The organism is Rhodococcus gannanensis, assembly GCF_042681175.1.
GTDB lineage: Bacteria > Actinomycetota > Actinomycetes > Mycobacteriales > Mycobacteriaceae > Rhodococcus_G > Rhodococcus_G gannanensis.
In genome coordinates, this window is record NZ_JBHUFB010000009.1 from 277,475 (window position 1) to 303,710 (window position 26,236).

A 26,236-nucleotide genomic window follows, 5' to 3' on the forward strand; every position below is an offset into this window, starting at 1 on the left:
CGCGCTACCCGGCGGTGACCGCCGACCGCAGTGCGGGGTCCGCGGCCGACGGCTGCAGTACGCCGGAACGCACCAACTCGTCGACCTCGGCATCCTCCATGCCGAGCAGTTCGGTGCAGATCTGCCGGCTCTGCTCGCCCGCGAGTGGGGCCTGCCGGGCCGGCGGGTCGTCGATCTCGCCGAACACCGCAACACGAGCGGTCGCGGGCAGATCGGCGGCCAGCAGATCGTGACCGATGGTTGTGTAGGTGTGCCGCGCGGTCAGGTGCGGATCGGTGAGCAGTTCCGGCAGGCGCACCATCGCGCCCGCCGGAACGCCCGCGGCCTGGAGTGTCGCCGCCGCCTCGAGCCGGTCCCGATCCCGCAGCCACGCTGCCACCAGTGCATCCGCCTCGGCTCGATGGGCGACGCGTTGCGCTGCCGTGGAGAACCTGCTGTCCTCCAACAGATCCCGTCGGTCCAGAGCCGAGCACAGCGCGGCCCACTCGTCGTCGTCGCGGACAGTGACGACACACCACTCGTCGTCACCCGCGCAGGCGTACACGCCGCTCGGCGCCGCGTACGGGTCGGTGTTTCCGGGAGCGGTGACCGTGCCTGGTAGCAGGCCCTCGGTGACGAGCTGCGTTCCGAGCTGGACCAGTGCCGTGTCCGCCTGGGCGATCTCGAGATTCGTCCCGCGTCCCGTCCGGCGACGGTCGATCAGTGCGGCGAGCACGGCGACCGCAGCCACGTGTGCCGCGATGTGGTCGGGGTACACCGTCTGCCCGTCGCACAGCAGCTCCGCGTTGTCGGGGTAGCGCCACAGCGCCGACACACCGCACGACGCGCGCACCAGGGGTCCGTAGCCAAGGCGGGTGCGCCACGGTCCGGTACTGCCGAACGAGCTCGACTCGGACACCACGATCCGCGGGTTGATCTCCGCCAGGCTCTCGTAGGAGAAGCCCATCGAGGCCAGCGTTCCCGGTTTGAAGTTGGCGAGAACCACGTCGGCGCTCTCCACCAGACGGCGGAAGATGTGGGCACCGTCGGAGCTGCGCAAGTCGATACCGAGGCTGCGCTTGTTGCGGTGTCCCCAGGCAACAGACGCCGCGAGCGCCGCACCGCGCTTGGACTGGCGCAGGCCGTCCGGGAAGTTGGCGTTCTCGATCTTGATCACGTCGGCGCCGTAGTCCGCGAACTGCCGGCTGAGCTCGGCGCCGAACACGATCACACCGAGATCGAGGACGCGCAGACCAGCCAGCGGTGCTTCGGACGGATCGGCGCTTCCGCTCGGCAGTGGGCTCCGGGGCGCGAAGGCCCGGCCGTCGTGCTCACCGAGCTTGGGCGCCCGCGCGCGGATTCCGGCACGCTCGCCGGCCACGCTGACGTATCCGGACGGGACGCGAGCGTGGAGCCCGGGCGCGATCTCGGCATCCACCAGGGAACCCGACGCCGCGAAGTGCTCGGTGGTCAACACCTCCGCGAGGGTGTGCACGCCACCGACCGGGACACCCCGACGCGAACCTTCGGCCACCAGCTCGGCCTGGGTGTACGAGGCGAACAGGTCCTCGATCAGGGGGTGCAGGGTGTCCGCCGCAGCGAACCGGGCGGGAATCGTGTCGTACTTCGGATCCGCGAATTGCGCGGGTTCACCGAGCCATTCGAACATTCCGCGCCACTGCCGCTTGGCGAGCAGGCAGATCCGGACGTGTCCGTCCTTGCACGGGAAGACCGGATAGAAGTTCGCCGCGTCGGGACGACCCCGCGGAAAGTCCTCAGACCTTCCCGCCGCAGCGGACCCCTGCGCACCGAATCCGGGATCGAAGCCGTGCACGATCGCCTCGAAGGCGGACAGGTCGACGGTGTCGCCACGCCCACTCGCCAGCCTGCGGTGGTACGCCAACAGCGCCGCCCACGCGACGTGCGCGCCCACGCTCTCCTCGACGAGACCGGCCGGCGGCAGCAGCGGTTCGGCCCCAGGCGCACCGGACCGGGACAGCACCCCGGACAGCGCGTACAGCACGGGCTCGGTGGCGATCCAGTCGCGGTACGGTCCGGTCTGGCCGAATCCGGTGACCGACACCCACACCAACTCCGGTGCCAGCGACCGGACCTCGTCCGGTCCGACACCCCGATCGGCCAGCCGTCCGGGGCGCTGCGACTCGATCAGGATGTCCGCACTCGACGCGAGCTCCCGAAGTCGGGCTCGGCCCGCGTCGTCGTCCAGGTCGAGGACGACGCCGAGCTTGTTGGCGTTGCGCAGCGCGAACGGGATGCTCACGCCGTCGACGACCGGTTCCGTTGCCCGCGAACGCGATCCGCCGGGGACCTCGACACGGATCACCTCGGCGCCGAGGTCGGCGAGGTAGCGCCCCGCGGATTCGCCGAGGCCGTCGGTGAGGTCCAGGACGCGGACGCCGTACAGCGGAAGGGTCATCGTGCGCTCCGTTCGCAGAAGGTCGAGTCGCTCAGGACCAGAAGTAGATCGACTTGCTGTCGTAGTAGGGCGCGATGCCCTCCGGGCCGAGTTCACGACCCAGACCGGACGCCTTGACACCGCCGAACGGCGCGTCGAAGTCGAGGGCGTAGTGGTTGACTCCGACCGTGCCGCTGTGGATCCGGTCGGCGATCGCCAGCCCGCGCTCCTCGTCGGTGGTCCAGACGGTGCCGCCGAGGCCGTACTCGGAGTCGTTGGCGATGGCGACAGCCTCGTCCTCGTCGCCATAGGGCGTGATCGTCAGGACGGGACCGAAGATCTCCTCCTGCGCGATGCGGGCAGAGTTGTCGACGCCCTCGAAGACGGTGGGTGCGACATACCAGCCGGTGGGTTGATCGGCAGGCACAGTGCCACCGGTGGTGACGCGGTACCCGTCGCCCCGTCCGATGTCGATGTAGCCGAGCACCCGGTCGCGCTGCGCGGCGCTGACCAGCGGCCCGATCTGGGTGGACCTGTCGAGCGGGTCACCGATCCGCAGGGCACGCACCGTCTCGGTCACCGCGTCGACGACCTCGGCGTAGCGGCTTCGCGGCGCGAGGATACGGGTGCCGGCGTGGCACGTCTGACCGTTGTTCGGCAGGGACACCCCGAGGATGTTCTCCGCGAAGACATCGAGGTCCGCGTCCTCGAGGACGATCGACGCAGACTTTCCGCCGAGTTCCAGGGTCACCGGGCGCAGCAACCGGCCGCACGTCGCGCCGATCGCGCGCCCCGCCGGTGTGGAGCCGGTGAACGCCACCTTGTCGACACCGGGGTGCTCCACCAGGTAGGCGCTCACCTCGCGTCCGGCGGGGACGACGTTGACGACACCGGCGGGAAGCCCTGCTTCGGCAGCGGCGTCGGCGAACACGAAGGCGTCCAGAGCGGTTTCGGGTGCCGGCTTGAGCACGACGGTGCAGCCGGCGGCCAGGGCGGGCGCGATCTTCATCGCAGCGAGCGACTGCGGGTAGTTCCACGGGGTGATCGCGGCGACGACGCCGACCGGCTCACGCCGCACCACGGTGCGTCCCCCGAGTGCGCTGGGCCGCACGTCGTCCGACGCCGTCCGACGGATGAGATTCGCGTAGTAGCCGACCATCATGCTCGGCGCGAAGCCGTTGGCACCGATGGACAGGGAGATCGGCATGCCGTTCTCCCTGGTGGTGAGCGCAGCCGTCTGTTTGGCGCGTGCCTTGAGCGCCGCCGCGAACCGGTCCAGGTGGTCGGCGCGGTCCGCGGCTTCCAGTGCCCGCCAGGTTGCCAGGCCACGGCGCGCGGACGCCACAGCCGCATCGATGTCGGAGGTGGAAGCGAGAGCTGTTGTGCCGAGCACCTTCTCGGTTGCAGCCTCGATGACGTCGAACGTGGCGTCGGACTGCGGGGTCACCCACTCGCCGTCGATGAACAGGGTGCGCCGGTCCAGGGAGATGTCCATGTCGATCCTTTGGCTGCGTCGTCTACGGGTGGCTGCGTCGTCTACAGGGCGTCTTGGTGGCCGAACAGCGTCGAACTGACGACCGGCGCCATCGGGCCACCGATGAACAGCGACGTCCGTGCGCCCTCGACCGGGTTGGTGGAGGTGCCGCGAATCTGCCGGACCGCCTCCACGGCCAGGCCCATCCCGTTGACGAACGAGTCGGCGATGTTGCCGCCGCTGGTGTTGACCGGCAGCTTGCCGATTCCCGCCGTGAGGTTGTCGACGGTGAGGACATCGCCCGCAGCGGGACCGGTCGGGACCAGCCCGTGATCGATGAGCGCGGCGACCGCCGGCCCGCTGAAGTTCTCGTACACCTGCACGACGTCCACGTCGTCAGGGCCGAGACCCGCAGCAGTCCAGAGCCGTTCGGCGACACCCGGCCGACCGGGACGGCCGGCGAACCCGGCGGTGGTGTAGAGGTCGTCGTTGTCGATGATCGACGAGTAGCCGCCAGGTGCGCCCTGCGCACCGGCGAGCACGTAGGCGGCGTCGGGTCGCATGCTCTTCGCCCGCTCGGCGGAGACCAGCACCAGCGCCACGGCGCCGTCGTTCTCGCGGGAGCAGTCGAACAGGTGGAACGGCTCGGCGATCATCCGGGACGCATCGTAGGTTGCCTCGTCGAGGGGCCGGCCGTACCCGGCGGCGGTCGGGTTGTTCTGCGCGTGCCCGTACGCGGCGAGCACCAGTGCCCGCATCGCCTCACGAGGCACGCCGTCGTGCTCGAGCAGCCGCTGCGTGCGCAGGGCACACACCTGGGCAGGAGATCCGATGCCGTGCGCGAGGTAGTGCGAGCCGTAGAAGTACTTGGCGTACCCGAGGCGACCGGTGTCCTCCTGCGCCATCGAACGGTAGACGATGACGCACTCGGCCTGACCGGCGGCGATAGCAACGGCCGCGTTGTTGACGGCGGCGGCGACGGTGCCGCCGCCCCCGCCCCACATCATGTTCGACCAGCGCACGTCGTCGACGCCGAGGGCGCCGCCGATGATCGCGCCGTCGTGTCCGCCGCCCGCGTAGGAGACGAAGCCGTCGAGCTCACGCGGCGAGATGCCGGCGTCGGCACAGGCGGCCACGATCGCCTCGAGAGTCATCCGCAACTCGCCGTGCGGGGCCTCACCGCGCTTGTAGTGCAGCTCGGACACGCCCACGACCGCGGCCGCGCCGCGCATGGAGATCCCGCTCATGCCTGTGCTCCTTCGCGTCGACGCCACCGCAGCAGCGGCCACGTCGCGCCCTCGTCGAGTTCGATGTGCCCGACCACCGGGTCGCCGATCCGGACGTCGGTGTCGTCGCCGGTGAGAATGCCGAGGACCCTGCGGTTTCCGGCTCCCGGAAGTTCGACGAGGACGGTCACGTAGGGGATGCGCTCGGCGAGTTCTGTGATGAACGGGTAGTGGCTGCGCGCCCAGCTGTACACGGCGCCCACCGCCTCCACCGTCTCCCATCCGGGGTCGAAGGTGTGGCAGGTGGCGCAGATCCACTGCGGGCCCCAGATCCACTCGGCACAGTTGCCGCAACGCTGCAGCCGCAGTTCACCGGCGAGCAGACCGTCCCAGTACGGCTGGTCGAGACCGTCCGGCGCGGGGCCCCAGGGGAATTCGACCGCGGCGGTGCCGCTCACGCCGTCGGTAGCGGCGCCGCTCACGCCGTCGCTCCGGCGGCCGGGAAGTTCTCCAGCGCAGCGGCTTTCCACTGTCCGTCGTGGAGCTCCCAGATGGAACGGAGGCCGATGACACCCTCGGGGGTGTCGTACACCGTTTCGCCGATCTGCCGGTCACCCTCGGCGCGAACGTCCTTGATCTCGAAGGCGTTGACGGCGCCGCGCGGCACCGACACTCCGTCGAAGACGGCCGGGATGTTCTCCTGAACCATGTCGGCGAGTGCGGCCTTCATGTTTCCCGAGACGACATACCCGACGTGACGCTCGTACAGCGTCCGAAAGTCCTCTGCAGACATTCGAGTTCTCCTTGATCCACGTGCGCCCGAGGCGCCGGTTCGGCGCGATGCGCCGGTATGCGATTTACCTTATGCCTTTAGGTAACGACGCGTCAATGGGTGCCCGAGGACCCACCTGCGAAGGGAAGGGCTCACACGAACCCGAAACCACCGTCCTCCGCGACGACAACACCCTGACCTGCATCATCGGCGGCGAGCAGTAGGTCGAGAGCCTCGGTGTCCGTGGTCGACGCGAGCGTCCGACCACCGTCGGGGGTACGGGCCGCGAGGAAGCCGCGCTCCGGCTCCCCCGACCGGTCGTACAGGACCGCCCACGACTCGGCCGTCGCCGGACCGGCGTAGGTCGGGTGCGCGCGAACGGTCGGCTCGCGGTCCACCGTCGCCTGCACGTCCTCGCGGCGGAACCCGCCGGTGGGCGGCTCGGTGCGGTACACCCCGAAGGCGTGCTTGGTGAGGTACCCGCTGTTGGCGGTGACCAGTCCGTAGCTGCCGGGCGACTCCCGCAGTCGGGTGGCCATGGTCGCGATGGCGTGCGTGCTGTAGTTGTTCCACGGCCCGCCGGCGAAGGTGAGACCGCCGGTGAGCGTCAGCGGCCGGCCGGGATCGCCGAGGGGAAGCCCCAGCTCACGCGCCGCGACCTGGACCGCGGACGGGAAGCAGGAGTAGACGTCGACGTGTGCGAGGTCGTCGACGCCGATGCCCGCCAGGTCGAGTGCGCGGGCACCGGCGATCTGGATGGCCGGCGACCGGTCGAGCGCGCCGCGCTCGGCGATGTCGTAGGTGTCGTGCGACTCGGTTCCCGACTGCGGAAACACCCAGTTCTCGCGGGGGATGCCGAGCCGGGTCGCGGTCTCCACCGAGCAGAGCAGCAACGCCGCACCCTGCTCGACCATGTTGTTCGAGTTGAGCAGCTTGGTGTACGGCGAGACGATCCACCGGTTGTCCGGGGACGGGGTGACGATCTCGTCCGCGGTGTACTCGCGCTGCGTCCAGGCGTGCGGATTCGTCGCCGCGACCTTGCTGAAGCCGGACCACAGGGCACCGATCGCGTCGCGGTGCTCGGCAACGGTCCGCCCCGACGCGATCCGCAGCGCCTGCTCGAACAGCGGGTAGACGTACGCGGGCCGGTCGATGACGGCACGCATCTCCGTCTCCGACCGCATCGGAACCTCGTCGACCACCAATGCCGCCTTCGGCACGGAGTCGTCCTGCACGGTCCAGTCCGGGCGAATCCCCTGTGCGCGCAGTTTCATTCGGGTGCGCCACGACTCGGCACCACCGATGAGGACGACGTCGGACCGGCCGGCCGCGATGTCCTCGGCCGCCATGTTCACGAGCACCTGCGGCGTGCTTCCTCCGCTGCCGGTGTAGGCGGTGTGCCGGGGCGCAGCCCCGATCCGCTCCCCGACGAGCGCGCCGGGGTCGCGGTACTTCCACGACAGCAGGCCGACGATGCGGACGGAGTCGACGAGTTCGAGCAGCCTGACGCTGCCCGCCTCGGCCGCCGCCCGATGCGCGGCGTCGGCGATCAGGTCGACCGGCTCGCGGCCGCCGTCGCGGTCGTTGATCTGGCCGCCGCCGACCAGGACGGGCGTGCGGGGGTCGAGCGGGGCAGTGTGGGCAGACAACGGGCACCATCCAGATCTCGCACGGGTTCAACTAACTTCTTTAGGTTACTGCAGTGCGCTCCCGCGCCTGTGCGTGGTTTCACCCCGGTTGGGGTGAAAACCACTCACAGCGGCGGAGCTGCATCAACGGATGGCATCGAGGATCTTCTCCCTGTTCTCGGGGCGCGGCCAGCCGCCCAGGATCAGGGTGGTGAGGCAGGTCGGCTTCCAGCGCCTCTCGATGTCCTCGCAGATCTTGTCGGCCGGGCCGACGAGGGCCACGTCCTCGACCATCGCGGTCGGGACGGCCTGCGCGGCCAGGTCGGCCCGGCCCTTCAGGTAGAGATCCTGGATCTCGGCGCACGCGTCACCCCACCCCATCCGGACGAACACGTCGTTGTGGAAGTTCGCGTCCTTGGCGCCCATGCCTCCTGCGTACAACGCGACCACCGGCTTGAGACGGGACGCCGCGCGCTCGACGTCGTCGTCCTCGACGAGCCAGCAGACGTTGGCGATCTCGAAGTCGTCGGCTGTGCGACGGGCGCCCTGGCGGGCGAAGCCCTCGGCGAGCGCGGCGCGGTAGAAGTCGTCGGTCTTCGGAGAGAACCACAACGGCGTCCAGCCGTCCGCGATCTCGGCGGCCAGCGCGACGTTCTTCGGGCCCTCGGCACCCATGTAGATCGGGATGTCGCGGCGGAGCGGATGCACGATCGACTTGAGCGGCTTCCCCAGACCGGTGCCGCCCTGGTACGGCAGCTGGTAGTGCCTCCCGTCGAAGGTCACCGGCTCGTCCCGGGCCCACACCGCCCGCATGATCGAGATGTACTCGCGGGTGCGTTCGAGCGGGCGCGGATACGGCTGGCCGTACCAGCCCTCGACGACCTGCGGGCCCGACGCACCGATGCCGAGGATCACGCGACCACCGCTGAGGTGGTCGAGCGTCTGCGCCGCCATCGCCAGTGCCGTGGGCGTGCGCGCCGACATCTGGCACACCGAGGTGCCGAGGGCGATGGTCGAGGTCCGCGCGCCCCACCAGGCCAGTGGGGTCAGTGCATCGGACCCGTAGGACTCGGCCGTCCAGAAGCTGTCCACACCGAGCGCCTCGGCCTCCGCGACGGTCTGCTCCATCCGCTTCGGCGGTCCCGATCCCCAGTACCCGGCCATCACGCCGACCTTCATCGCCGCCACCTTCCGTTCGTCACAGTCGTTGTTCTTCAGTGGTTCCGATACACGGGAGGGCGCTTCTCGAGGAACGAGTGGACGGCCTCCCGGTGGTCCTTGGTCATGGCGGCGAGGATCTGGGTCCGGTTCTCCAGATCGATCGCGGCGCGCAGGCTGGGGACCTCGAGGTTGGACCACATCACCTCCTTGGTCATCCACACGCCGAACGGGCTGTTGCGCGCGATGTTCTCCGCGGTGTCGAGTGCCGTGTCGAGCAGCCGCTCGGCCGGATGCACCGAGGACACGATGCCGACGCGCTCGCATTCGGCGGCGTCGACGGGTCGCCCGGTGAGGAGAATCTCTGCGGCCCTGGAGAATCCGATCATCCGCGGTAGCAGCCAGCTGACGCCGATGTCGCAGCTGGACTGCCCACGGTTGATGAAGGACGCGTGCAGCGCCGCTCCCTCGGCCATGATCCGGACGTCGGCCATGAGGGCCAGCGCCATGCCGCCGCCGGCAGCGGCACCGTTGATCGCCGCGACGACGGGCGGCCTTGCGCCGCGGAACGCCTCGACCAGGGAGGCGATGTGCTGCTGGACGCGCATGCCCGCCTGCGCGCGCCCCTCGCCCTCGGTGGCGCCGGGCGGGGTGCCGTAGCCGCGCAGATCGATTCCCGCGCAGAAGGCCCGACCGTTCCCGGTGAGGACGATCGCCCGGGTCTCGGAGTCGTGCCGGACGCTCGCCAGCACCGCGTGCAGCGCCTCGACGAGTTCGACGTTCATCGCGTTCAGGGCGTCCGCGCGGTTGAGGCGGATCAGCAGTACGCCCGGCCGCGGGCGCTCGGTCTGGATCAGTTCGGACATTCGGGGCCTTCCCCTCGTGTGGTTCCGACAGCCACCGTCTCGCAATGTGACCGTCGACATATCAAGCTAATGCCTTTAGGTTAATACCTCAAGATCGGTCATCGAGGAAAGGACTCGACACACATGACGGAGCTACACGGCAAGGTTGCGGTGGTGACCGGCGGAGCGAGCGGAATCGGCGCTGCGACATGCACACTCCTGGCAGCGCGCGGCGCGCGGGTGGTCGTCACCGACATCGACAACGAACGAGGCGAGGCCGTCGCAGCGGGCCTGGGTGAACACGCCGTCTACGTCCACACCGACGTCACCCGGGAGGACGACGTCGCGGGTGCGGTACGCGCGGCGACCGAACACTTCGGACGCCTCGACGCGATGGTGAACAACGCGGGCCGGGTCGGTGCGTGGACGTACGTCACGGACACCACCGCCGACGAGTGGGACGCGTCGTTCGCCGTACTCGCCCGCAGCGCCTTCCTCGGCACCAAGCACGCCGCCCGGGTGATGCGCGAGCAGGGCTTCGGCACCGTCGTGAACGTGTCCTCGGTAGCCGGGGTACGCACCGGCTTCGGCCCGCACCCCTACGGCGCGGCAAAGGCCGCCGTACTGCAGATGACCCGAAGCGCTGCGCGGGAACTGGCGGAGTTCGGGGTGCGGGTCAACGCCGTCACCCCCGGCGGAGTGGCGACGCGGATCACCGGGCACGGCGCCGGACTGGAAGGCGACGCCCTGGACGCCAGCGTGGCCGCCGTCCGCAAGGGACTGGCATCGTTCCAGCCGGTCCCCCGGGCCGGCGAGGGCGAGGACATCGCCGGCGCCATCGCCTACCTGGTCTCCGACGACGCCTCGTTCGTGACCGGGCAGAACGTCGTCGTCGACGGCGGACTCACCCTCGGCAAGGCGTGGCCAGGCAACTACCGCGCCGAGGCCGACGCCGCCAGGCACTGACGCACCTGTGCGCACTTTTGGTAGTCCTGGCTACCAGAAGTGCGCACAGGCAGCGGAGCTGCTTACACCGGGCCGCCGAGCCAGACGCCGACCTCTTCACCGGAGACGTGCCTGCCGTCCTCGCTGACCAGGAACGACACCGTCGACGCGATGGACTCGGCGGGGATTCTCGGCCAGTGCGCGGCGAGGTTCTCGACGGCGGTCTCTCCGCCGGAGGCGATGATGTCGGTCTCCACGAAGCCGGGCATGACGGTGTTGACGGTGATGCCGCGGCGGGCGACCTCCAAGGCCATCGTGCGGGTCATGCCGACCAGCCCGGCCTTCGCGGCGGCGTAGGCGCTCATCCCCGGGGACGGGCGCCGGCCTCCGGACGGGCTGTTGACGAACACCACGCGACCCCAACCACTCTCGTACATCGCGGGCAGCGCTGCGTGCGTGCAGTAGAAGGCGCCGCTGAGGTTGACGCCGATCACCCGGTCCCAGTCCGCCGGCGACTGCTTGCGCGCCGAACCGGCGATGTTCATGCCCGCGTTGTTCACCAGCACCGTCGGCGCACCGAGCGCGGAGGTGGTCGCGGCGATCAGCTCCTCGGCCTGCGCCGCGTCGGAGACGTCCGCGCGTATCGCCGCCGCCCGGCCGCCCGCCGCCACGATCTTGTCCACGACGTCCTGCGCGTCCGCCGCACTGGACGAGTAGTTCACCGCGACGGCGAATCCGTCGGCCGCGAGTCGCCGAGAGATCGCGGCACCGATCCCCCGGCCGCCGCCCGTCACCACCGCGACCCGTTGCTGCTGCGTCACGCCGGTCACCGCACCTTCGGGTAGGTCTGCGGCACATCGGAATACGTCTCGCGAAGGTCGCGCTTGGAGATCTTGCCGCTGGCCATCCGCGGAAGGCCCTCGTCCACGAAGACCACGTACCGCGGAACCTTGTAGTCGGCGAGGTGCTGGTTGCAGTGCTCGACGATGTCGCGCTCGGTCAGCCCCTCGACCTTCTTCACGATGGCGGCCGGGGTCTCGCCGAACTTCTCGTCGGGGACGCTGATGACGGCGACCTCCTCCACGCCGGGCATCCTGTTCACGACCTGCTCGATCTCCGCAGGCGAGATGTTCAGTCCGCCGGAGATGATCATGTCCTTGAGCCGATCCACGAACGTGAGGTAGCCGTTCTCGTCGAGCTTGCCGAGATCACCGGTATGCAGCCAGCCGTCGATCAGCGCGGCGCGGGTGGCGTCCTCGTTGCGCCAGTAGCCGGGCATCATGCCCGGCCCCCGCAGCAGGATCTGTCCGACCTCACCGGGGGCACAGTCGTTCCCGTCGGCGTCGACGACGCGGATCTTGGTGAAGATGCCACCGAAGCCACACTTGTCGGGGTGGTCGGCCGCCTCGTGCCGGGGCATCGCGGTCGCCGATCCACCGATCTCGGTCTGCCCGTAGATCTGCCGCAGCTGGACCCCGCGGGCCAGCCAGGTGCCGACCAGTGCCGACGGCACCCGGGCACCGCCGACGTGGGCGGTGGTCAGGTGGCTCAGGTCCGCGCCGTCGAAGCCGGGAACCCGGGAGATCTGCTCGAACAGGATCGGCGGCCCGGTCAGGGTGGTGGCGCGGCTGTCCTTCATCACCCGCAACGCCGCCTCGGGGTCGAAGCCGGGCTGCAGCAGCAACGTGCCGCCGTGCAGGACGGTGCGCGAGATGCCCCAGATGATTCCTGCGGCGGTGAAGAGGGGGAGCACGAGCAGCGGACGCAACTTGTTCTGTTCGATCGGCTCCATCAGCGACCACTCGTGCATCTCGCCTGCGATCGTGGCGTGTGTGAACACGACACCCTTCGGCTTGCCGGTGGTGCCGCTGGTGAACACGATCGCGGTGGCGTCGGACTGATCCGACAGCGGGGTACGGAAGGGCGAGTGCGTGATGCCACGCAGGGGGCGGACGTCCGCATCGAAGTCCGCGACCTGGAACGTGGGACGCTCGGCGTGCACCTCGTCGAGCCGTGAGCGCAGCGCCGCGTCGCAGTACACGACGGTCGGTTCGCAGTCGTCGACCAGCACGGTCAGCTCACCAGCCAGCATCCGCTGGTTGAACGGGGCCGAGATCGCGCCCACCTTCATCGCGCCGAGCGCGGCTACGCACCACTCCAGGGAGTTGACGCCGAGGTAGCTGACGCGATCCCCGGCAGTGACGCCGCGCGCGGCGAGATCGTGGGCGACGCCGTCCGCCCAGGTGTCGAGTTCGCGGTAGGTCACGACGTCGCCGGCGAAGTCGATCGCCGGCTGGTCGGGGACGGTTCGCGCCCAGTAGGTGAGTGCGTCGATCACGGTTCCGCTCATGGCAGGCCTCCCGGGGGATTGCTACGGACGATTCGTCCGGCCGTAGCCGCGCAGGACAGGGGTGATGGCAACGATGGGTGTCCCACGTCACACCCTCTTAACCTAATGCCATTTGGTTATCTGCACAAGCCTCGAACAGGAGGCCTGCCCCCGTCCACATCTCGTCAAGAGCATCGCCGTCAGACGAGGACGACGATCAACTCACCCACTCCGACTAAACACACGACACCGGCAAGCATCAGCGACGGAAGTCCGCTGCGTGCAGCTCCGCGCCGGGAGTCGGAGACGCGGAGGCACCGCACTCGACTCATTGCGAGAGCCCATGCCACCAGCAGCGTGACTCCAACGAGAAACGCGACCCACATGAATCCCGACGTCAATCCCACCAGGCGCGTGATGACCGCCGTCCCGACCACCACAGACAACGCTGTCCGCTGCCACGCCAGCGCGGTCCTCTCGTTCGCCAGGCCCGAATCCGTGCTCACCAGGTGGCCGGCAGAACGATCAGGGCAGCAACGACCGTGACCGTGGCGAAAACGAGGCCGAACCGGAACGACGGAAGCGCCTCACCGCGCCGGATTGCGGCCTCTGCCCTGGCCCACCGTAGCCACGAGGCCACGGCCACCGCGATGCCCGTGCACACAAGGAGAAGCCCCAACGAACGTCGCGCAACCTCGGGCAGTGCCAGATCGACGACCTCCAGCGCCGCTCCCGCAGTCAGCAGCGCGAACGCAGTTCTGATCCACGCCAGAAAGGTTCGCTCGTTGGCGAAGCTGAATCGGTAGTCGGGATCCTCGCCCTCTCGATAGACCCACTGCGGCCACCTACCTGCACCACTCACGTCATTCACCCTCGCCCCAAAGCATCGTTGACTTTTAATCCTAATGCCTTTACATTTTCGATCATGACGCAGCTCACATCGCGGGAACGCATGATCGATGCCGCCGAAGAGTTGATCGCCGAGGACGGGATCGCAGCGATGACGCTGCGTCAGGTTCACACCAAAGCTGGACAGTCCAATCGCGTTGCTGCGCAGTACCATTTCGGCTCCAAGACAGGACTCGTAGAAGCGGTCGTAGAAAGACGGATGCCGAGGATCAACGAGGAACGACGAGCAATGCTCGAACGCACCTCGAACCCGCCGACTCTGCGAGCCCTGGTCGAAGCACTCGTCCTGCCATTCGCACAGGAAACCATCTATCGCGAAAACAGTTACTGGGCACGCTTTCTCGTGCAGTGCATGAATGATCCGCGACTTGCCGACATGATCTACAAGCACTTCCATGCCGACAGTGCCCGTGACGTGATCAACCTGATCGTGGAGTACTGCGATCTTCCGGAACGCACTGCCCGCAACCGCGCGATGAACCTGGCCCACCTGACGGCCGTCGCCATCGCACGAATGGAAGTTCCTGACAACGAAATCGACGACCTTTCCGACAGGATCGCCGATCTCATCGACTCTGGAGTCGGGCTGCTCGAGGCCCCGGCGTCAGCGCGACGCCAGTAGTCGCGAACCGCACCCACACAACGACCCGGTTCGGCTCGGCCACGCCGTCAAGCCGATACCTCTGCACCGCAGCGCATTCTGCTCACGCGGGCGACCGAGACTGTCCGACGCATGCCTGTCAACCACAGGAGGCGCACAGGTATGTCGTTTCGGCTCTCCTGTTACCCCGGACCCTTCGTCATTCGACCAGGGCACACCGCCTGGTTCTTCGTCATACACGGATTCTCTTGGAAGGAAACCTCTCATGTTGCGTCAGCACTCGGTGACAACACCCGCCATGGCGGCCGTGGGACTGGGTCCCATCGTGTCCCGTCGCTCACCGGACTCGTTCGGCCCCCAGACCTACAATCGGATCACCGTACGCGCGGTGACCCCGACGATCGGAGCCGAGATCACCGGGATCGACCTCGGCTCCGTCGACGAGGAGTCGTTCGCCGAAATCGGACGGGCACTGTTGGAATGGAAGGTCCTTTTCTTCCGGGACCAGCACATCACGCGCGACGAGCATCGGGAGTTCGCCGCCCGGTTCGGCGAGATCGAACTCCACCCCTTCTTCCGCTTCGCGCAGCCCGGCCAGTCGGCGAAGGATGTTTCCACCCTGGCCAGGGGAACCGGAAGCCCGGGATACGAGAACAACTGGCACAATGACGTTACTTTCCTTGAAACTCCCTCGAGAGCAGCTGTTCTCAGAGCAGTCGAGATTCCGGAGGTTGGCGGCGACACACTGTGGGCGGACATGGGCGCCGCCTACGACGCCCTCACGGACGACGTCAAGGAGCGCCTCGACACGGCACACGCCGAACACCACTGGGTGGACACCTTCGGCTCGTACATGCAGGACGATGTTCGCGACGGGTTCCTCGCGAGCCATCCCCCCATCGAGCATCCCGTGATTCGGGTGATCCCGGAAACCGGACGCCGCGTCTTGTTCGTCAACGCACTCTTCACGAAGCGCATCCTCGGGGTCACCGAAGAGGAGTCGAGCGCACTGCTCGACGGGTTGTACCGGCACATCCAGCGTCCCGAGTTCCAGGTCCGACTCAGGTGGCAACCCGACACGATCGCTGTGTGGGACAACCGGTCCTGCCAGCACTACGCCACCAGTGACTACTTCCCGGCGCGCCGGGTGATGGAGCGCATCTCGGTGGTCGGAGAGCGCCCTCTCGGTGTGCTGTCATGACCACGGAATCGGCCCCTACCGACCGTGCGATCGCGGACGCGAGGCAAGAACAAGAACCCGCGCCCTCAGCCGAACTGTCGAGCCGCCGATCGATCGTGATCGTCGTCCTCCTCGTTCTGCTGGCGGAGGTCTTCGCGTTCGAGTTCAACATGGTTGCGCCGGCACTACCGAACATTGCGGCGCACTACGGCGTCACCAGCGTCAGCATCGTCTTCGCGCTCGGACTGTTGGTGGGTGCCGTCGTCGTCCCGGTCTTCGCCAAACTGGGTGACAGGTACGGCAAGAAGAAGATCCTCCTCACCGCGTCGGTGGCCGTCGCTGTCGGTGCCGTCATCTGCATCTTCGCGCCCACCTTCGAGGTACTTCTCCTCGGTCGCACAGTCCAGGGAATCGGCATGATCGGGTCCGTCATCACCTACGGGCTGATCCGTGACCTGCTTCCCCCACGCTTCGTCCCGATCGGCATCGGCGGCATCGGCCTGGGGTTCGGGGTATCCGGGTTGCTGGGCCCACTGCTCGGCGGCTGGCTGATCGACAACAGCGGATGGCAGGCCACCTTCGTGTTCCTGCTGGTGTACGTGGCCGTCACCGCGCTGCTGGTGGCGCTGTTCGTACCCGAAACGACCGTCCGAACCCGCCATCGCGTGGACTACACCGGCGCAGCCCTTCTCGGTGTCGGGGTCGGGCTCCTCATGTACGCCGCGACCTTCGACAGTCACAGGTGGGCGGCGGCAGTCGTCGGCGTCCTGGTACTGGGCGTCTTCTATGTCGTCGAACGGCGTACCGCCGAGCCCTTGATTTCGTTCCGGCTGCTCGCTCATCCCCCCGTGTGGACGACGCTGGCGGTGTGCGCTCTCCTCGGCGCCGCTGTCGCGGCCGGCAACGGCATCCTCCCGCAGATGTTGCGTGCGACCTCCGAACCGGGGTCGGACGCGATGGGAATGGGCCTGACTGCACTGAAGTACGCGCTCTACCTCGGTGTGCCCTTCGGTCTGACGGGTGCGCTCACGGGTCCCCTCGCCGGCTGGTGCAGCCGCCGGTGGGGTCCGCGGTTGCCGTTCGCCCTCGGTGGCGTGTCGTGGCTGCTCGCATGTCTGCTGCTGGCCAGCGGAATCGTCGACAACGTGGCAGCCGTCGTCGCGGTCGGTCTCCTGCTCGGGGCGGGTCAGGGCTGCTATTACGCGTCCTCGGGCAACATGCTGATCGAGGCGGTGCCAGCGACATCCCAGGGCATCGGCGCTTCCATGAAGTTCCAAGCAGAACAACTGTCGGGCTCGCTGAGTCTCGCGGTCTTCGGCTTGATTCTCACGTCCTCGGTGCAGGGCGTCGACCCGAAGACGTCGATGGTCTGGTACGACATGGACGGGTTTCGGATCATCTACCTGATCCTCGCCCTCGTCTGCCTCGTCGGTGTGGTAAGCGTGCTCCGGATGAAGCACGGTCGAGCCCCTGCGACTGGCGGCACCGTGTCCGACCGTCCCGAGATCGTCGCGCTCGAGAGCAGTCACTGACATCCGAATTGCGGGGTGGTGGTGCCGCACTCCCATACATCGGAGCGCGGCACCACACTCGCTCCTCAACACGATGGACGCGGTGGACCTCCAGATCCACGGTCATGATCAAGTCCAGCGACCGCCGCGCCCGGGACTCCACGGCCTCCGGCAGGCGGGGCGAGAGTTTGTACGCTGCATCTCATGTCGAACGGATTCCTGACGGCGGTCGGTGCGGAGCTGACCATGCCGGAGCGCAGCACGGTCGCCGCACACCCGGAGGGCTGGCTCGTGCGGTCACCGCGAGGGGTGGACGTCTTCGACGCGATGTTCGAGCAGGTGCTCTTCACCGCGACGTTCGGGGGGTGCGGCACGTCGACTGTCTCGGACGCCCTCGACTACGCCGCGGTAACCCTCCAGGATCGGGCGCAGCTGCGTGGACGTGACGGCTCCGTGGTCTGGGAGCACGTGCACGGCGGCTGGCCACAGTGGGGAACGGGATCCGCGTACTGGGATTCGGCGACGGAGACGTTCGCGTTCACCGAACCGGGTGACGACAGCGACCACTGGCATCTCGTGCGTGACGGGAAGTTGGTCGCATCCGTCGAGCTCACCGAGCTGACCGCGGGCGGATCGCATGTCGCGCGTAGCGCGGACGGCAGGCTCGGGCTTTCGATGGGCGCCGGCCAGGACGGCTGTGCGATCTACTGGATCAACCCGACGGGGCTCGGCGAACGGCTCGATCCGGTCGTCCACGACGACGAGATCCTCCTCGACGTCGTCGGGCAGAACTCGGTGGTGACGCTGTCGCACGAGACGGACGTCCTGCGGGTGCGGTCGACCGTGGACGCGGTCTCGTTCGTGTCGGCACGCTCGGACGAGATCGGCGACGGACTCGACGAAGGCGTGCCGTTCCACTGGGTCGTCGCCGCCGGGGATCACTTCGTGGCGTGCGCCGGCGACGAGGAGGAGCGAGTGTTCCTCTCCGCCGCCGACCTCGGATCCTGGGTCGAACTCGACCGCCCGACCGGAATGGATGACGGAACCGTTCTCGTGAGCGGGCCCGGCGGGCTCTGCGCGAGCTACGACTGGCCCTCCGGAGCGGTGCGGCTGTGGCAGGTGTCCGAACTCCCCCGACTCACCGACGGACCACGTCCACGTTGATACCGGTGAGCTGGGACTGGTTGCTGAGCGGGTCGTAGCCCTCGCGTCCGGTGGGCGCGAGCCGGTTGACGTTGACGCCGGGGTGCCGGCGGGCCACGTCGAGCCCGTGGGCGGAGCCCTGACCCCAACCGTGCGTCATCGACACGACCCCCGCGCGCAGGGCGTCGTCGTACACCAGCACCGCATCCACCTCCCCGTACCGGTTCCGCACCGTGACGTCGTCGCCCTCGACCAGGCCGCGCCCACGCGCGTCGTCCGGGTTCATCCACAGCGGATTATCCTGGTGGACACCCTGTTTGAGTACCGGAACGTTGTGCAGCCAGCTGTTCACCATGTAGTTGGTCCGGCGGGTGACCAACTTCAGCTGATCGGAGGGCTCCGACACCAACTCGTCGAAGATGCGTTCCGCGACATCGTAAGCGCGCTCGAACAACGCCGGGCAGCAGTCGATCAGCCCGTCGCCGTGCTGAACCGCGACGGAAAACACGTCGGACGGCACCGCCTCGGGCAGCACCGCCGTCTGGCACGGCATGCCCTTCAGGAGTTCGATGCTCACTCCCGAATCCGCCATGACCGCGTCCACGGCGGCGAACGGATTCGGCTCCGGCTCGTCGAGCAGCCCGGGGACTCCCATCTCCTGCTGGATTCGCGAGAGGATCCACCAGTCGTCGCGGCGTTCCCCCTTCGGCGGGACCACCGCGGGCGTGTATTGCACGTAGGGCTCCATCGCGACGCCCATCGTGTTCAGGAAGTTCACGTCCTCCCGTTCGAGCCAGTCCGTCGCCGGCAGAACGTAATCCGCGATCTCCCCCGTGACCGTGCGGTAGAGGTCGACGGTCACGATCAGTTCCAACTGTTCGAGAGCCCGCCGCAGGCGCCCGTCACCGCCCACCGACAGCAGCGGGTTGCCGGACACCACGATCAGCGCGCGGATCGGGTCGACGGCGTTCTCCACGAACTCCGGGAGCAGTGCCGCGGGCAGGTCGCCGCCGACCGTCCGCATCTCCCCGAGCGCGCCCTCGAAGAACGGGTCCTCCCGCTTGCGTTTCGAGTGCTGCACCGTGTCCGCGGCACCGCGGGAGTAGATGTTGCCGCCGCGCCTGCCGAGATTGCCGGAGAAGAGGCTCACCATCGTCAGCATCCAGTACGCCAGGGTGCCCTGGCGGCCCTGGTTGACCCCGGTGGCCATGTAGATGCTCGCGCTCGACGCCGCGCAGAACTCGTCCGCAACGCGCCGGATCTCCTCCACCGGGACACCGACGACCGCCGCGACCCGCGAGGCGGGGTACCGCCGGACGAAGTCCAGCAACTCGTCGACACGTCGCGCACGACGTTCCACCGCCGCCCGGTCGAAACCGATCCGGAAGACGATCTCGTGCAGGACCCCGGCGAGGAAGTAGAAGTCGGTGTCCGGCTTGATCTGCAGGACGTCCCCGGTCTCCGGCGACGACGACTCGATGCGGCGCGGATTGACGAACAGCACCGTCCCACCCCGCCGGTTGATCGCGCGGATCTTCGCCATCGGATCCGAGATGTGGATCAACGTCATGTGCGAGACCTGCGGATTGCTGCCCAGACACAGGAAGTAGTCGGTGTGCAGCAGGTCCGGGATCGGGTGCGCCATCGACGCCCCGTAGATCGCCTCGCTGGCAGCGTATTTCGCGGAGGTGTCCTGTGTTCCTGCGCTGAATCGCATCCGGGTGTCGAAGCCGCGGGCGATCGTGCCGGCGTTCGCGTAGTAGGCGCCGTTGAACGCCGACGGGTTGCCCTGATAGACCGCGAGCGCGTTCCGCCCGTGTCGCCGACGGATGTCCTGCAGCCGTGCCGCGATGTCGGCGACGGCGTCGTCCCAGCCGACCGGTTCGAAGACCCCGCGTTCCTCGTGGCGCGGGTTCGTCCGCCGGAGCGGCCGGTCCAGCCGATCCGGATCCCGGTGGACCTGCAGGTAGTGCACGCCCTTGTGGCAGGAGAAGCCGCGGTGCACCGGATGCTCCCGGTCGGGTTGCAGCCGGGTCACGTCGCCGCCGTCGACCTCCGCCAGCAGCCCGCACCCCGGCTCGCAGATGCGGCAGAAGGTGTGGACGCGACGTGTCATCGCGATGCCCTCGCCACGGCCGCGACCTCGAACGCCGCGGCTGCGTCGACGATCTTGACCCGCGGGCGTCCTGCCGCACGACCCTGCTCACGTTCGTGCCTGTCGATAGCGCGCCAGTCCCCGCCCCCGAGGGCGTGGGGCCGTCGGGCACGGACCAGGGCGGTCAGGTCCGCCGCGGACCCGGTCGGCGCGACGAGTCGCCCCTCGCGGTGATCGTCGAGCAGGGACTCGACCGTCTCCGCCGCGCAGTAGCGATTGGTGCCGATCACGCCGGTCGCGCCTCGCTTGATCCAGCCGGCCACATATTGACCGGTGACCGGGTTCCCGGTGTCCGGCTCCACGACGCGGCCCGCGACATTGGCGACGGTGCCGGAACCGTCGTCGAACGGGAGACCCGGGATCGGGAGTCCCCGGTAGCCGACCGCCCGGAGCACCAGCCCGCACTCGATCCGGCCCTCGGCACCCGAGTCGGTGTCCGCCACAAGTAGCGCCTCGACGACGTTCACACCGACCACCTGCGTCGGCGTCGACCCGAACCGCAACACGATGCGCCGATTGCCCGGTGTCGGCGTCCGCCGCGAATACTCCGCCAGGATCTGCAGCTTCATCGGCGCATCCGGACCCGCGTCCACCGGTCCGTCCACCAGGACGTCGATCCCCGGCAGCGATCCGAGCGCCAGCAGTTCCGGTGTGGTGCAGGCCGCGTGCTCCGGTCCCCGCCTGCCCAGCACCACCACCTCCTCGATCCGGCTGTCCGCGAGTGCGGACAGGGCGTGGTCGGCGATGTCGGTGCGGCGCAACGTCTCCACGTCGGACACGAGGATGCGGGCGACGTCCAACGCGACGTTGCCGTTGCCGACCACGACGGCCCGCGAGCCGGTCAGGTCGAACGAGCGAGCGGCGTGATCGGGATGGCCGTTGTACCAGGCCACGAACTCCCGGGCGGCGTGGCTGCCCGGCAGCTCCTCGCCGGGGACACCGAGGCGCCGGTCCCCCGACGCACCGGACGCGTGGATCACCGCGTGGTGGTGGGTCAGCAGCTCCTCGACGGTCACGTCGCGCCCGACCTCGACACCGAGGTGGAACGTGAAGCCGTCGCGGCGTGCCGTGCGGTCGAAGACGCGGTCCACCGTCTTGGTGTGCCAGTGATCCGGCGCGACACCGAATCGCACCAATCCACCTGCAACAGGCAGCCTCTCGACCATGGTGACCTCGGCGGCGATGTCGCGGCGCGCGAGAAGTTCCTCGGCGGCGTAGAACGCGGACGGCCCGGATCCCACGATCGCCACCCGCAGCGGCGGCGGGTCGGCGACCCCCGCGGTCGCGATGGCGAGCGGCAGCGGCTGGACGTGCGCGCCCGGGGCCGCGGCGCGCGGATTGCGCTGGAAGTACTCGGCATTGATGTCGCGGTAACGGTCGATGTCCGGCACGAGTGCGTCACCGGGGACGATCGCGTCCACGGGGCACACGTCGGAGCAGGCGCCGCAATCGATACAGGAACCAGGATCGATGTACAGCATCTCGGTGCGCTTGTACTCGCGTTCGGCGGGCGTGGGGTGGATGCAGTCGACCGGGCACACGGCCACGCAGGTCGCGTCGTTGCAGCAGTTCTGGGTGACCACGTACGCCATCAGGAGTGCTCCTCGCTCGTGCGCGCCACCGTGACCGGGACGCCGTTGAAGATCGGGGAGGCGGTCAGCGCCTCCAGTTCCGTGGTGTCGTCCACCAGCGCGTTGTAGTTGCTGCCGGGAGCCGATGCCGACCGCGTTGTGCGCAGCCCCGGGCCGTCGTGGCCCCATCCGTGCGGCATGCTCACCACCCCGGGCCGGAGCGCGACGTCGATCCGCAGTTCCGCGGCGACTGTGGTGATGCGCGATGTCACCGCGACGCGGTCGCCGTCGACGAGGCCGCGCGCGGCCGCATCGGCAGGGCTCATCAGCAGCGCGCACTGGCCGCCGTCGGGTTGGGGCAGCGCATTGTGCAACCACGAGTTCATGCCCCGCCGCTGACGCCGGTTGATCAGCAGCAGGTCCGGTACCGGCCGGGTCAGGCTCTCCCGCAGCCGCGGCAGATCCGCGGTGATCATCTCGGGCACCAGATCGATCCGGCCGTCCGGCGTCCTCAACACCTCGGGCAGTCGCGGCGTCAGCGGTCCGTAGTCGATGCCGTCGAGGTTGTCCTCGAGCACCGCGAGGGTCAGCCCGCCGGGGTCGAGTCCGAACCGGTCGCCGTACGGCCCGCTGCGCAGACGCAGGTCGAGCAGGCGCAGCGGACCGCGGCGACCGTCGGTCGCGGCGACGGCCCGTTCCGGTTCACAACCGCTGAGCTTCGCGGCCCGCCTGGCCGCGACGGCCGCGACCTCGTCGTCCATCTCGTCGACGGGCCGGTGCGGGGTGCCCTTCGCGATCGCGGCCAGCCGCAGCAGGATCTGCCACTCCGCCATCTCCCCGTCCCCGAGGTCGAGCAGTGGCGGCGTGTAGCGGGCGACGTTCCGGATCTGGAAGTGCGACAGCGTTACGTCGTGGTGCCCGCGGGTGGTGACCGGCGGCGGGGGCAGGATGACGTCGGCGTGGCGGGTGGTCTCGTTGAGGTAGCAGTCCACCGACACCATGAAGTCGAGCGCGCCGAGCGCGTCCTCGATCGCACCGCTGTTGGGCAGGGACCGAGCGGGGTTGCCCGCGAGGGTGATCAGTGCGCGGGTGCGTCCCGGCCCGGGGGTGAGAATCTCCTCCGCGAAGCAGACGGCGGGCAGTTCCCCCATCGCCTCCGGCAGCCCCCGAACCCGCGACCGCCACCGGTCGAACATCAGCTTCGGCGGCTTCGTCACCGGCCAGGTGTTCTGACCACCCGCGGCGGGGAGCGAGAACATGGCGCCGCCGGGGCGGTCCAGGTTGCCGGTGACGATCGTGAGCACTTCGACGAGCCAGTTCGCGAGGGTGCCGAACTCCTGCATGCAGGTGCCGATGCGCGAATGTGCCACCGCGGCAGATGCTCCCGCGAACCCACGGGCGACGACCCGGATCAGGGCAGCGTCGATGCCACACGCCTCGGCGACCGATTCCGGGGTGTACTCGCGTGCCAGGGCGAGCGCCTCGTCCAGCCCGTCGACGACGTCCGGCACTCGGCTCGGTCGGGCCAGGCCCTCCTCGGCGACCACAGAGAGGACGCCGAGCAGGAACAGCGCGTCGGTGCCGGGCCGGATCGGCACGTGCAGGTCCGCGACCTCCGCGGTGCGGGTGCGTACCGGATCGACCACGACGAGCGTCCCGCCGCGCTCCCGCAGTGCCCGCAGCCGCTGGTGCATGCCGGGCGCCGTGACGGTGCTGCCGTTGGAGACCATCGGGTTCGAGCCGAGGACCAGCAGATAGTCGGTGCGGTCGATGTCGGGCAGGCTCAACCCCAGCCCGGTGCCGTACAGCAGCATGTGCGCGAGGTTCTTCGGCCAGGTGTCGACACTGGCCGGGGAGTAGACGTTCCGGGTGCCGACGGCACCGATCAGTTCGCCGAGGTAGAACGTCGCGTCGAGGTGGTGGGCCGCCGGATTGCCGTGGTAGATCGCGCAACTGCCGGGATCACCGGTGACGAACTCCGGCAGCCTGCGTTCGATCTCGGCGAAGGCCTCGGCCCAGGTCGCCTCGCGGAACCCGCCGTCCCCGGATCGGAGGAGCGGGGTCCGGATCCGGTCCGGATCACCCTCGATTCGTCCGAGGCCGAGGCCTTTCGCGCAGCTGTGACCGGCGCTCATCACGTCGTCGGGATTCGGGGCGACCCGCACGATGGATCGTCCGTCGAGCTCGACGAGCAGCCCGCACGTGGACTCGCACAGCGGGCAGATGCGGTGCCCGGTACGTACCTCGGTGGAAGTCACCACTCGTCGTCCTCTCCGCCGGTGACGGGTTCGACCGCGACGGGCACGGCGGTCAGGGTCGGCATGGCGTTGATCGCCTGCACTCCCGTGTCGGTTCCGGTCAGTTCGTTCACATTCACTCCGACGTCGTCGCCCGGGTCGACGCTGCCGAAGCAGTGGGTCATCGACACCACGCCCCGGGCGAGGGTGCGATCCGCCTGGGCCATCGCCCGGAGGCGCCCGGACACCGAGCGCACGGTCACCCGCTGCCCGTCGGCGATGCCGAGGTCCGCGAGGTCGTCCGGATGCACACGGGCCGGGTTGGTTCCACCCGGAACGAGGCCGGGCACGCGGGTTCCTGTGGAGTTCACCGATTCCCGGATCCGGCGGACCACCAGGCGCATCGGAAACCGGACGTCGACCGACTGGTCGGTGAGTGCTGCCCGGAGTTCGGCACGCACGTCGTCAGGCATCAGGTGCAGGCGGTGCCCGGCGCCCTCCTCGGTCGCGGGGCCCACGACGGCGCCGCTGTCGCCGGCAAGGTGCCCGTGCGGGGCGGCGACCAGGTCGGTGAACGGGACGCGTCCACGTTCCGCCGTCATCGCCAGCATCTGTTCGGAGGTCGGCGGCGCGGCCGGGTCGAGAATGCGGCCGGCGAACTTGACCGGCTGCCCCGACGCGGCGGCGAGGCCGAGGAAGAACCGCCAGTCGTCGACGACACCGGGCGGCGGTGCCACGACCGCGGGGGTGAACTGCGCGAAGCGGCGCGCAAAGAACGGTTCCATGATGGCGGTGTGGTCGGCGCGTTCGTACATCGTGGTCGGCGCGATCACGTAATCCGCGAGCCGGGCGGTGTCGGACATCCGCGGGTCCACGCACACCAGCAGGTCCAGGGACCGCAACGCGCGCAACGCTTTCGCACGGTCCGGAAGTGCCGCCGCGGGATTGCCTCCGGACACGACGAGGGCGCGGACCCGGTCCGGCCCGGGTTCGAGGATCTCGTCGGCGAGGATGCCGGACGGGAGTTCGCCGCGGATCGCGCGCACGCCGCCGACGCGGCTGCGGAACCCGGTCTCGTAGGCCCGGGTCGGCGGGGCGACCTCGGCGCGAGCCGGCACCTGCCGGGTCAGGACCGCACGGTCGTCGGCCCGTTCGCCCTCGCGCAGGTACCGGCCGCACACCACGTTCAGTGCGGCGACGAGGTGCTCGGCGAGGTTCGAGTGCGGACCCATGCACAGACCGGTGCCACTGGTCGCCATGCCGCGGCGACCGTCGGCGAACACCCGGGCGGCCTCTCGGACCCGGTCCGCACCGACACCGCAGACGTCCTCGACGACAGCGGGAGTCACCCCGACGATCGCATCCACGAGCGCGGGCAGGTCCGCGACGTACCGGCGGCAGAAGTCGCCGTCGTGCAGACCCTCGGTGAGGATCACGTGGAGCAGGCCCGCGAGCAGCACGGCATCGGTACCCGGCCGGGGCGCGAGGTGGATGTCGGCCAGGGCGGCGGTCTCGGTGCGCCGCGGATCGACGACGATCAGCCGCAGGCCCCGCTCGCGGGCGGCTCGCAGCGTGACGGACGGATTGTGTACGACGGCGCCGTCGCCGTCGCCGCCGTTACCGGAGACGACGGGGTTGGTGCCTGCGAGCAGCCACACGTCTGCGTCCTCGAATCGTTGCCTGCCCCCGAGGTAGGTGCCCATCCGTTCGGCGACAACCCATTTCGCGGACTGGTCGATGGTCATCGTGGAGAAGAGCTTGTGTGATCCGGTGCCCTTGAACCAGGCGCGGACCATCGGCGGGGTGAGCGCGGCGAAGTTCTGCTGGGTTCCCATGAACAGCGCGACCGCGTCGGGACCGTGCCGGTCGACGATGCTGCGCAGGCGGTCGGCGATCTCGCCGGTTGCCTCTGCCACGGTCACCGGTTCGTGAGTGCCGTCGGCGGTGCGCCGCACGGAGGTGGTCAACCGGTCGAGACCGTGGCCAAGATCGCCGCCGCGCCGTCCCTTCGGGCAGGTGTAGCCGCCGGAGATCGGATGGTGGGCGTCCCCGAGAACCCGTGCGATCCGCCCGTCCTCCACGTCGAGCAGCACCCCGCAGGAGGAGGCGCAGAGCCTGCAGAACGACGTGTGGCGGGACGTGGCGGATCGCACGGCG

The 26,236-nt window shown here is 69.0% G+C and carries 21 protein-coding genes; 5 read left to right on the forward strand and 16 right to left on the reverse strand.

The annotated features are described in order from the left end of the window. Positions 1-4: 4 nt before the first annotated feature. The 8 genes from ACFSJG_RS08060 to ACFSJG_RS08095 all read right to left on the reverse strand — a co-directional run bounded on the left by ACFSJG_RS08060 (position 5) and on the right by ACFSJG_RS08095 (position 9,519). A complete protein-coding gene (locus ACFSJG_RS08060) occupies positions 5-2,416 on the reverse strand; it encodes a CaiB/BaiF CoA transferase family protein (protein ID WP_378484682.1) in 2,412 nt (803 codons plus the stop codon). Positions 2,417-2,447: 31 nt separating this feature from the next. Further along, positions 2,448-3,890 carry an aldehyde dehydrogenase gene (locus ACFSJG_RS08065; RefSeq protein ID WP_378484683.1) on the reverse strand — a complete coding sequence of 481 codons (1,443 nt, stop codon included), beginning with the start codon at positions 3,888-3,890 and terminating at the stop codon, positions 2,448-2,450. A 41-nt stretch (positions 3,891-3,931) separates the two neighbouring features. Then, a complete protein-coding gene (locus tag ACFSJG_RS08070) occupies positions 3,932-5,116 on the reverse strand; it encodes a thiolase C-terminal domain-containing protein (RefSeq protein WP_378484684.1) in 1,185 nt (394 codons plus the stop codon). Beyond that, a complete protein-coding gene (locus ACFSJG_RS08075) occupies positions 5,113-5,577 on the reverse strand; it encodes a Zn-ribbon domain-containing OB-fold protein (protein ID WP_378484685.1) in 465 nt (154 codons plus the stop codon). Before ACFSJG_RS08075 ends, ACFSJG_RS08070 begins: the two co-directional genes overlap by 4 nt. Continuing rightward, entirely contained in the window at positions 5,574-5,888 is a 315-nt protein-coding gene (locus ACFSJG_RS08080) for a hypothetical protein (RefSeq protein WP_378484686.1), read from the reverse strand. The genes ACFSJG_RS08075 and ACFSJG_RS08080 overlap by 4 nt, the downstream gene beginning before the upstream one ends. Before the next feature lie 131 nt (positions 5,889-6,019). Beyond that, positions 6,020-7,516 carry an acetyl-CoA acetyltransferase gene (locus ACFSJG_RS08085; protein WP_378484687.1) on the reverse strand — a complete coding sequence of 499 codons (1,497 nt, stop codon included), beginning with the start codon at positions 7,514-7,516 and terminating at the stop codon, positions 6,020-6,022. A 123-nt stretch (positions 7,517-7,639) separates the two neighbouring features. Next, positions 7,640-8,674, reverse strand: coding sequence for an LLM class F420-dependent oxidoreductase (locus ACFSJG_RS08090; RefSeq protein WP_378484688.1), 1,035 nt, complete (start codon positions 8,672-8,674; stop codon positions 7,640-7,642). Between the two features lie 35 nt (positions 8,675-8,709). Next, on the reverse strand, positions 8,710-9,519 hold the full coding sequence (locus ACFSJG_RS08095) for an enoyl-CoA hydratase/isomerase family protein (protein WP_378484689.1): 810 nt from the start codon (positions 9,517-9,519) through the stop codon (positions 8,710-8,712). Positions 9,520-9,642: 123 nt separating this feature from the next. Here ACFSJG_RS08095 and ACFSJG_RS08100 point away from each other — a divergent pair, with 123 nt between their 5' ends. Beyond that, positions 9,643-10,464 carry a glucose 1-dehydrogenase gene (locus tag ACFSJG_RS08100; protein ID WP_378484690.1) on the forward strand — a complete coding sequence of 274 codons (822 nt, stop codon included), beginning with the start codon at positions 9,643-9,645 and terminating at the stop codon, positions 10,462-10,464. A gap of 62 nt (positions 10,465-10,526) precedes the next feature. Here ACFSJG_RS08100 and ACFSJG_RS08105 read toward each other — a convergent pair whose 3' ends face one another. The 4 genes from ACFSJG_RS08105 to ACFSJG_RS08120 form a co-directional block, all read right to left on the reverse strand. Further along, positions 10,527-11,273: an SDR family oxidoreductase gene (locus ACFSJG_RS08105; protein ID WP_378484691.1), complete on the reverse strand. Its 747-nt coding sequence runs from the start codon at positions 11,271-11,273 to the stop codon at positions 10,527-10,529. Continuing rightward, positions 11,270-12,793, reverse strand: coding sequence for a class I adenylate-forming enzyme family protein (locus ACFSJG_RS08110; RefSeq protein ID WP_378484692.1), 1,524 nt, complete (start codon positions 12,791-12,793; stop codon positions 11,270-11,272). The genes ACFSJG_RS08105 and ACFSJG_RS08110 overlap by 4 nt, the downstream gene beginning before the upstream one ends. A 179-nt stretch (positions 12,794-12,972) precedes the next feature. Further along, positions 12,973-13,278, reverse strand: coding sequence for a DUF202 domain-containing protein (locus tag ACFSJG_RS08115; RefSeq protein ID WP_378484693.1), 306 nt, complete (start codon positions 13,276-13,278; stop codon positions 12,973-12,975). Then, entirely contained in the window at positions 13,275-13,634 is a 360-nt protein-coding gene (locus tag ACFSJG_RS08120) for a YidH family protein (RefSeq protein WP_378484694.1), read from the reverse strand. Before ACFSJG_RS08120 ends, ACFSJG_RS08115 begins: the two co-directional genes overlap by 4 nt. A 63-nt stretch (positions 13,635-13,697) precedes the next feature. Between ACFSJG_RS08120 and ACFSJG_RS08125 the strand changes: the two genes are divergently transcribed. The 4 genes from ACFSJG_RS08125 (at position 13,698) to ACFSJG_RS08140 (ending at position 18,137) form a co-directional block, all read left to right on the forward strand. Next, a complete protein-coding gene (locus ACFSJG_RS08125) occupies positions 13,698-14,303 on the forward strand; it encodes a TetR/AcrR family transcriptional regulator (protein ID WP_378484695.1) in 606 nt (201 codons plus the stop codon). A 244-nt stretch (positions 14,304-14,547) separates the two neighbouring features. Beyond that, a complete protein-coding gene (locus tag ACFSJG_RS08130) occupies positions 14,548-15,483 on the forward strand; it encodes a TauD/TfdA dioxygenase family protein (RefSeq protein WP_378484696.1) in 936 nt (311 codons plus the stop codon). After that, entirely contained in the window at positions 15,480-16,994 is a 1,515-nt protein-coding gene (locus ACFSJG_RS08135) for an MFS transporter (RefSeq protein ID WP_378484697.1), read from the forward strand. The genes ACFSJG_RS08130 and ACFSJG_RS08135 overlap by 4 nt, the downstream gene beginning before the upstream one ends. Positions 16,995-17,177: 183 nt before the next feature. Beyond that, a complete protein-coding gene (locus ACFSJG_RS08140) occupies positions 17,178-18,137 on the forward strand; it encodes a hypothetical protein (protein ID WP_378484698.1) in 960 nt (319 codons plus the stop codon). On the opposite strand, the gene ACFSJG_RS08145 is transcribed toward ACFSJG_RS08140, so the two are convergent. The 4 genes from ACFSJG_RS08145 to ACFSJG_RS08160 are packed head-to-tail and all read right to left on the reverse strand — an operon-like array spanning position 18,112 to position 26,232. Further along, positions 18,112-20,232 (reverse strand): molybdopterin-containing oxidoreductase family protein, encoded by a 2,121-nt coding sequence (locus ACFSJG_RS08145; protein ID WP_378484699.1) that lies wholly within the window; start codon positions 20,230-20,232, stop codon positions 18,112-18,114. The genes ACFSJG_RS08140 and ACFSJG_RS08145 overlap by 26 nt on opposite strands. Further along, the gene (locus ACFSJG_RS08150) at positions 20,229-21,863 is read right to left on the reverse strand and encodes an FAD-dependent oxidoreductase (protein WP_378484700.1); all 1,635 of its coding nucleotides are present in this window, start codon (positions 21,861-21,863) and stop codon (positions 20,229-20,231) included. The genes ACFSJG_RS08145 and ACFSJG_RS08150 overlap by 4 nt, the downstream gene beginning before the upstream one ends. Then, positions 21,863-24,100 (reverse strand): molybdopterin-dependent oxidoreductase, encoded by a 2,238-nt coding sequence (locus tag ACFSJG_RS08155; RefSeq protein ID WP_378484701.1) that lies wholly within the window; start codon positions 24,098-24,100, stop codon positions 21,863-21,865. The genes ACFSJG_RS08150 and ACFSJG_RS08155 overlap by 1 nt, the downstream gene beginning before the upstream one ends. Next, positions 24,097-26,232: a molybdopterin-containing oxidoreductase family protein gene (locus tag ACFSJG_RS08160; protein ID WP_378484702.1), complete on the reverse strand. Its 2,136-nt coding sequence runs from the start codon at positions 26,230-26,232 to the stop codon at positions 24,097-24,099. Before ACFSJG_RS08160 ends, ACFSJG_RS08155 begins: the two co-directional genes overlap by 4 nt. Between the last annotated feature and the right edge of the window lie 4 nt (positions 26,233-26,236).

Excerpts from the sequence above, each read along its gene's own strand:
- ACFSJG_RS08100 (WP_378484690.1), top strand. The coding sequence starts at position 9,643 with ATGACGGAGCTACACGGCAAGGTTGCGGTGGTGACCGGCGGAGCGAGC.
- ACFSJG_RS08090 (WP_378484688.1), bottom strand. The coding sequence starts at position 8,674 with ATGAAGGTCGGCGTGATGGCCGGGTACTGGGGATCGGGACCGCCGAAG.
- ACFSJG_RS08140 (WP_378484698.1), top strand. The coding sequence starts at position 17,178 with ATGTCGAACGGATTCCTGACGGCGGTCGGTGCGGAGCTGACCATGCCG.
- ACFSJG_RS08130 (WP_378484696.1), top strand. The coding sequence starts at position 14,548 with ATGTTGCGTCAGCACTCGGTGACAACACCCGCCATGGCGGCCGTGGGA.
- ACFSJG_RS08065 (WP_378484683.1), bottom strand. The coding sequence starts at position 3,890 with ATGGACATCTCCCTGGACCGGCGCACCCTGTTCATCGACGGCGAGTGG.
- ACFSJG_RS08070 (WP_378484684.1), bottom strand. The coding sequence starts at position 5,116 with ATGAGCGGGATCTCCATGCGCGGCGCGGCCGCGGTCGTGGGCGTGTCC.
- ACFSJG_RS08080 (WP_378484686.1), bottom strand. The coding sequence starts at position 5,888 with ATGTCTGCAGAGGACTTTCGGACGCTGTACGAGCGTCACGTCGGGTAT.
- ACFSJG_RS08095 (WP_378484689.1), bottom strand. The coding sequence starts at position 9,519 with ATGTCCGAACTGATCCAGACCGAGCGCCCGCGGCCGGGCGTACTGCTG.
- ACFSJG_RS08150 (WP_378484700.1), bottom strand. The coding sequence starts at position 21,863 with ATGGCGTACGTGGTCACCCAGAACTGCTGCAACGACGCGACCTGCGTG.
- ACFSJG_RS08125 (WP_378484695.1), top strand. The coding sequence starts at position 13,698 with ATGACGCAGCTCACATCGCGGGAACGCATGATCGATGCCGCCGAAGAG.
- ACFSJG_RS08145 (WP_378484699.1), bottom strand. The coding sequence starts at position 20,232 with ATGACACGTCGCGTCCACACCTTCTGCCGCATCTGCGAGCCGGGGTGC.
- ACFSJG_RS08060 (WP_378484682.1), bottom strand. The coding sequence starts at position 2,416 with ATGACCCTTCCGCTGTACGGCGTCCGCGTCCTGGACCTCACCGACGGC.
- ACFSJG_RS08110 (WP_378484692.1), bottom strand. The coding sequence starts at position 12,793 with ATGAGCGGAACCGTGATCGACGCACTCACCTACTGGGCGCGAACCGTC.
- ACFSJG_RS08135 (WP_378484697.1), top strand. The coding sequence starts at position 15,480 with ATGACCACGGAATCGGCCCCTACCGACCGTGCGATCGCGGACGCGAGG.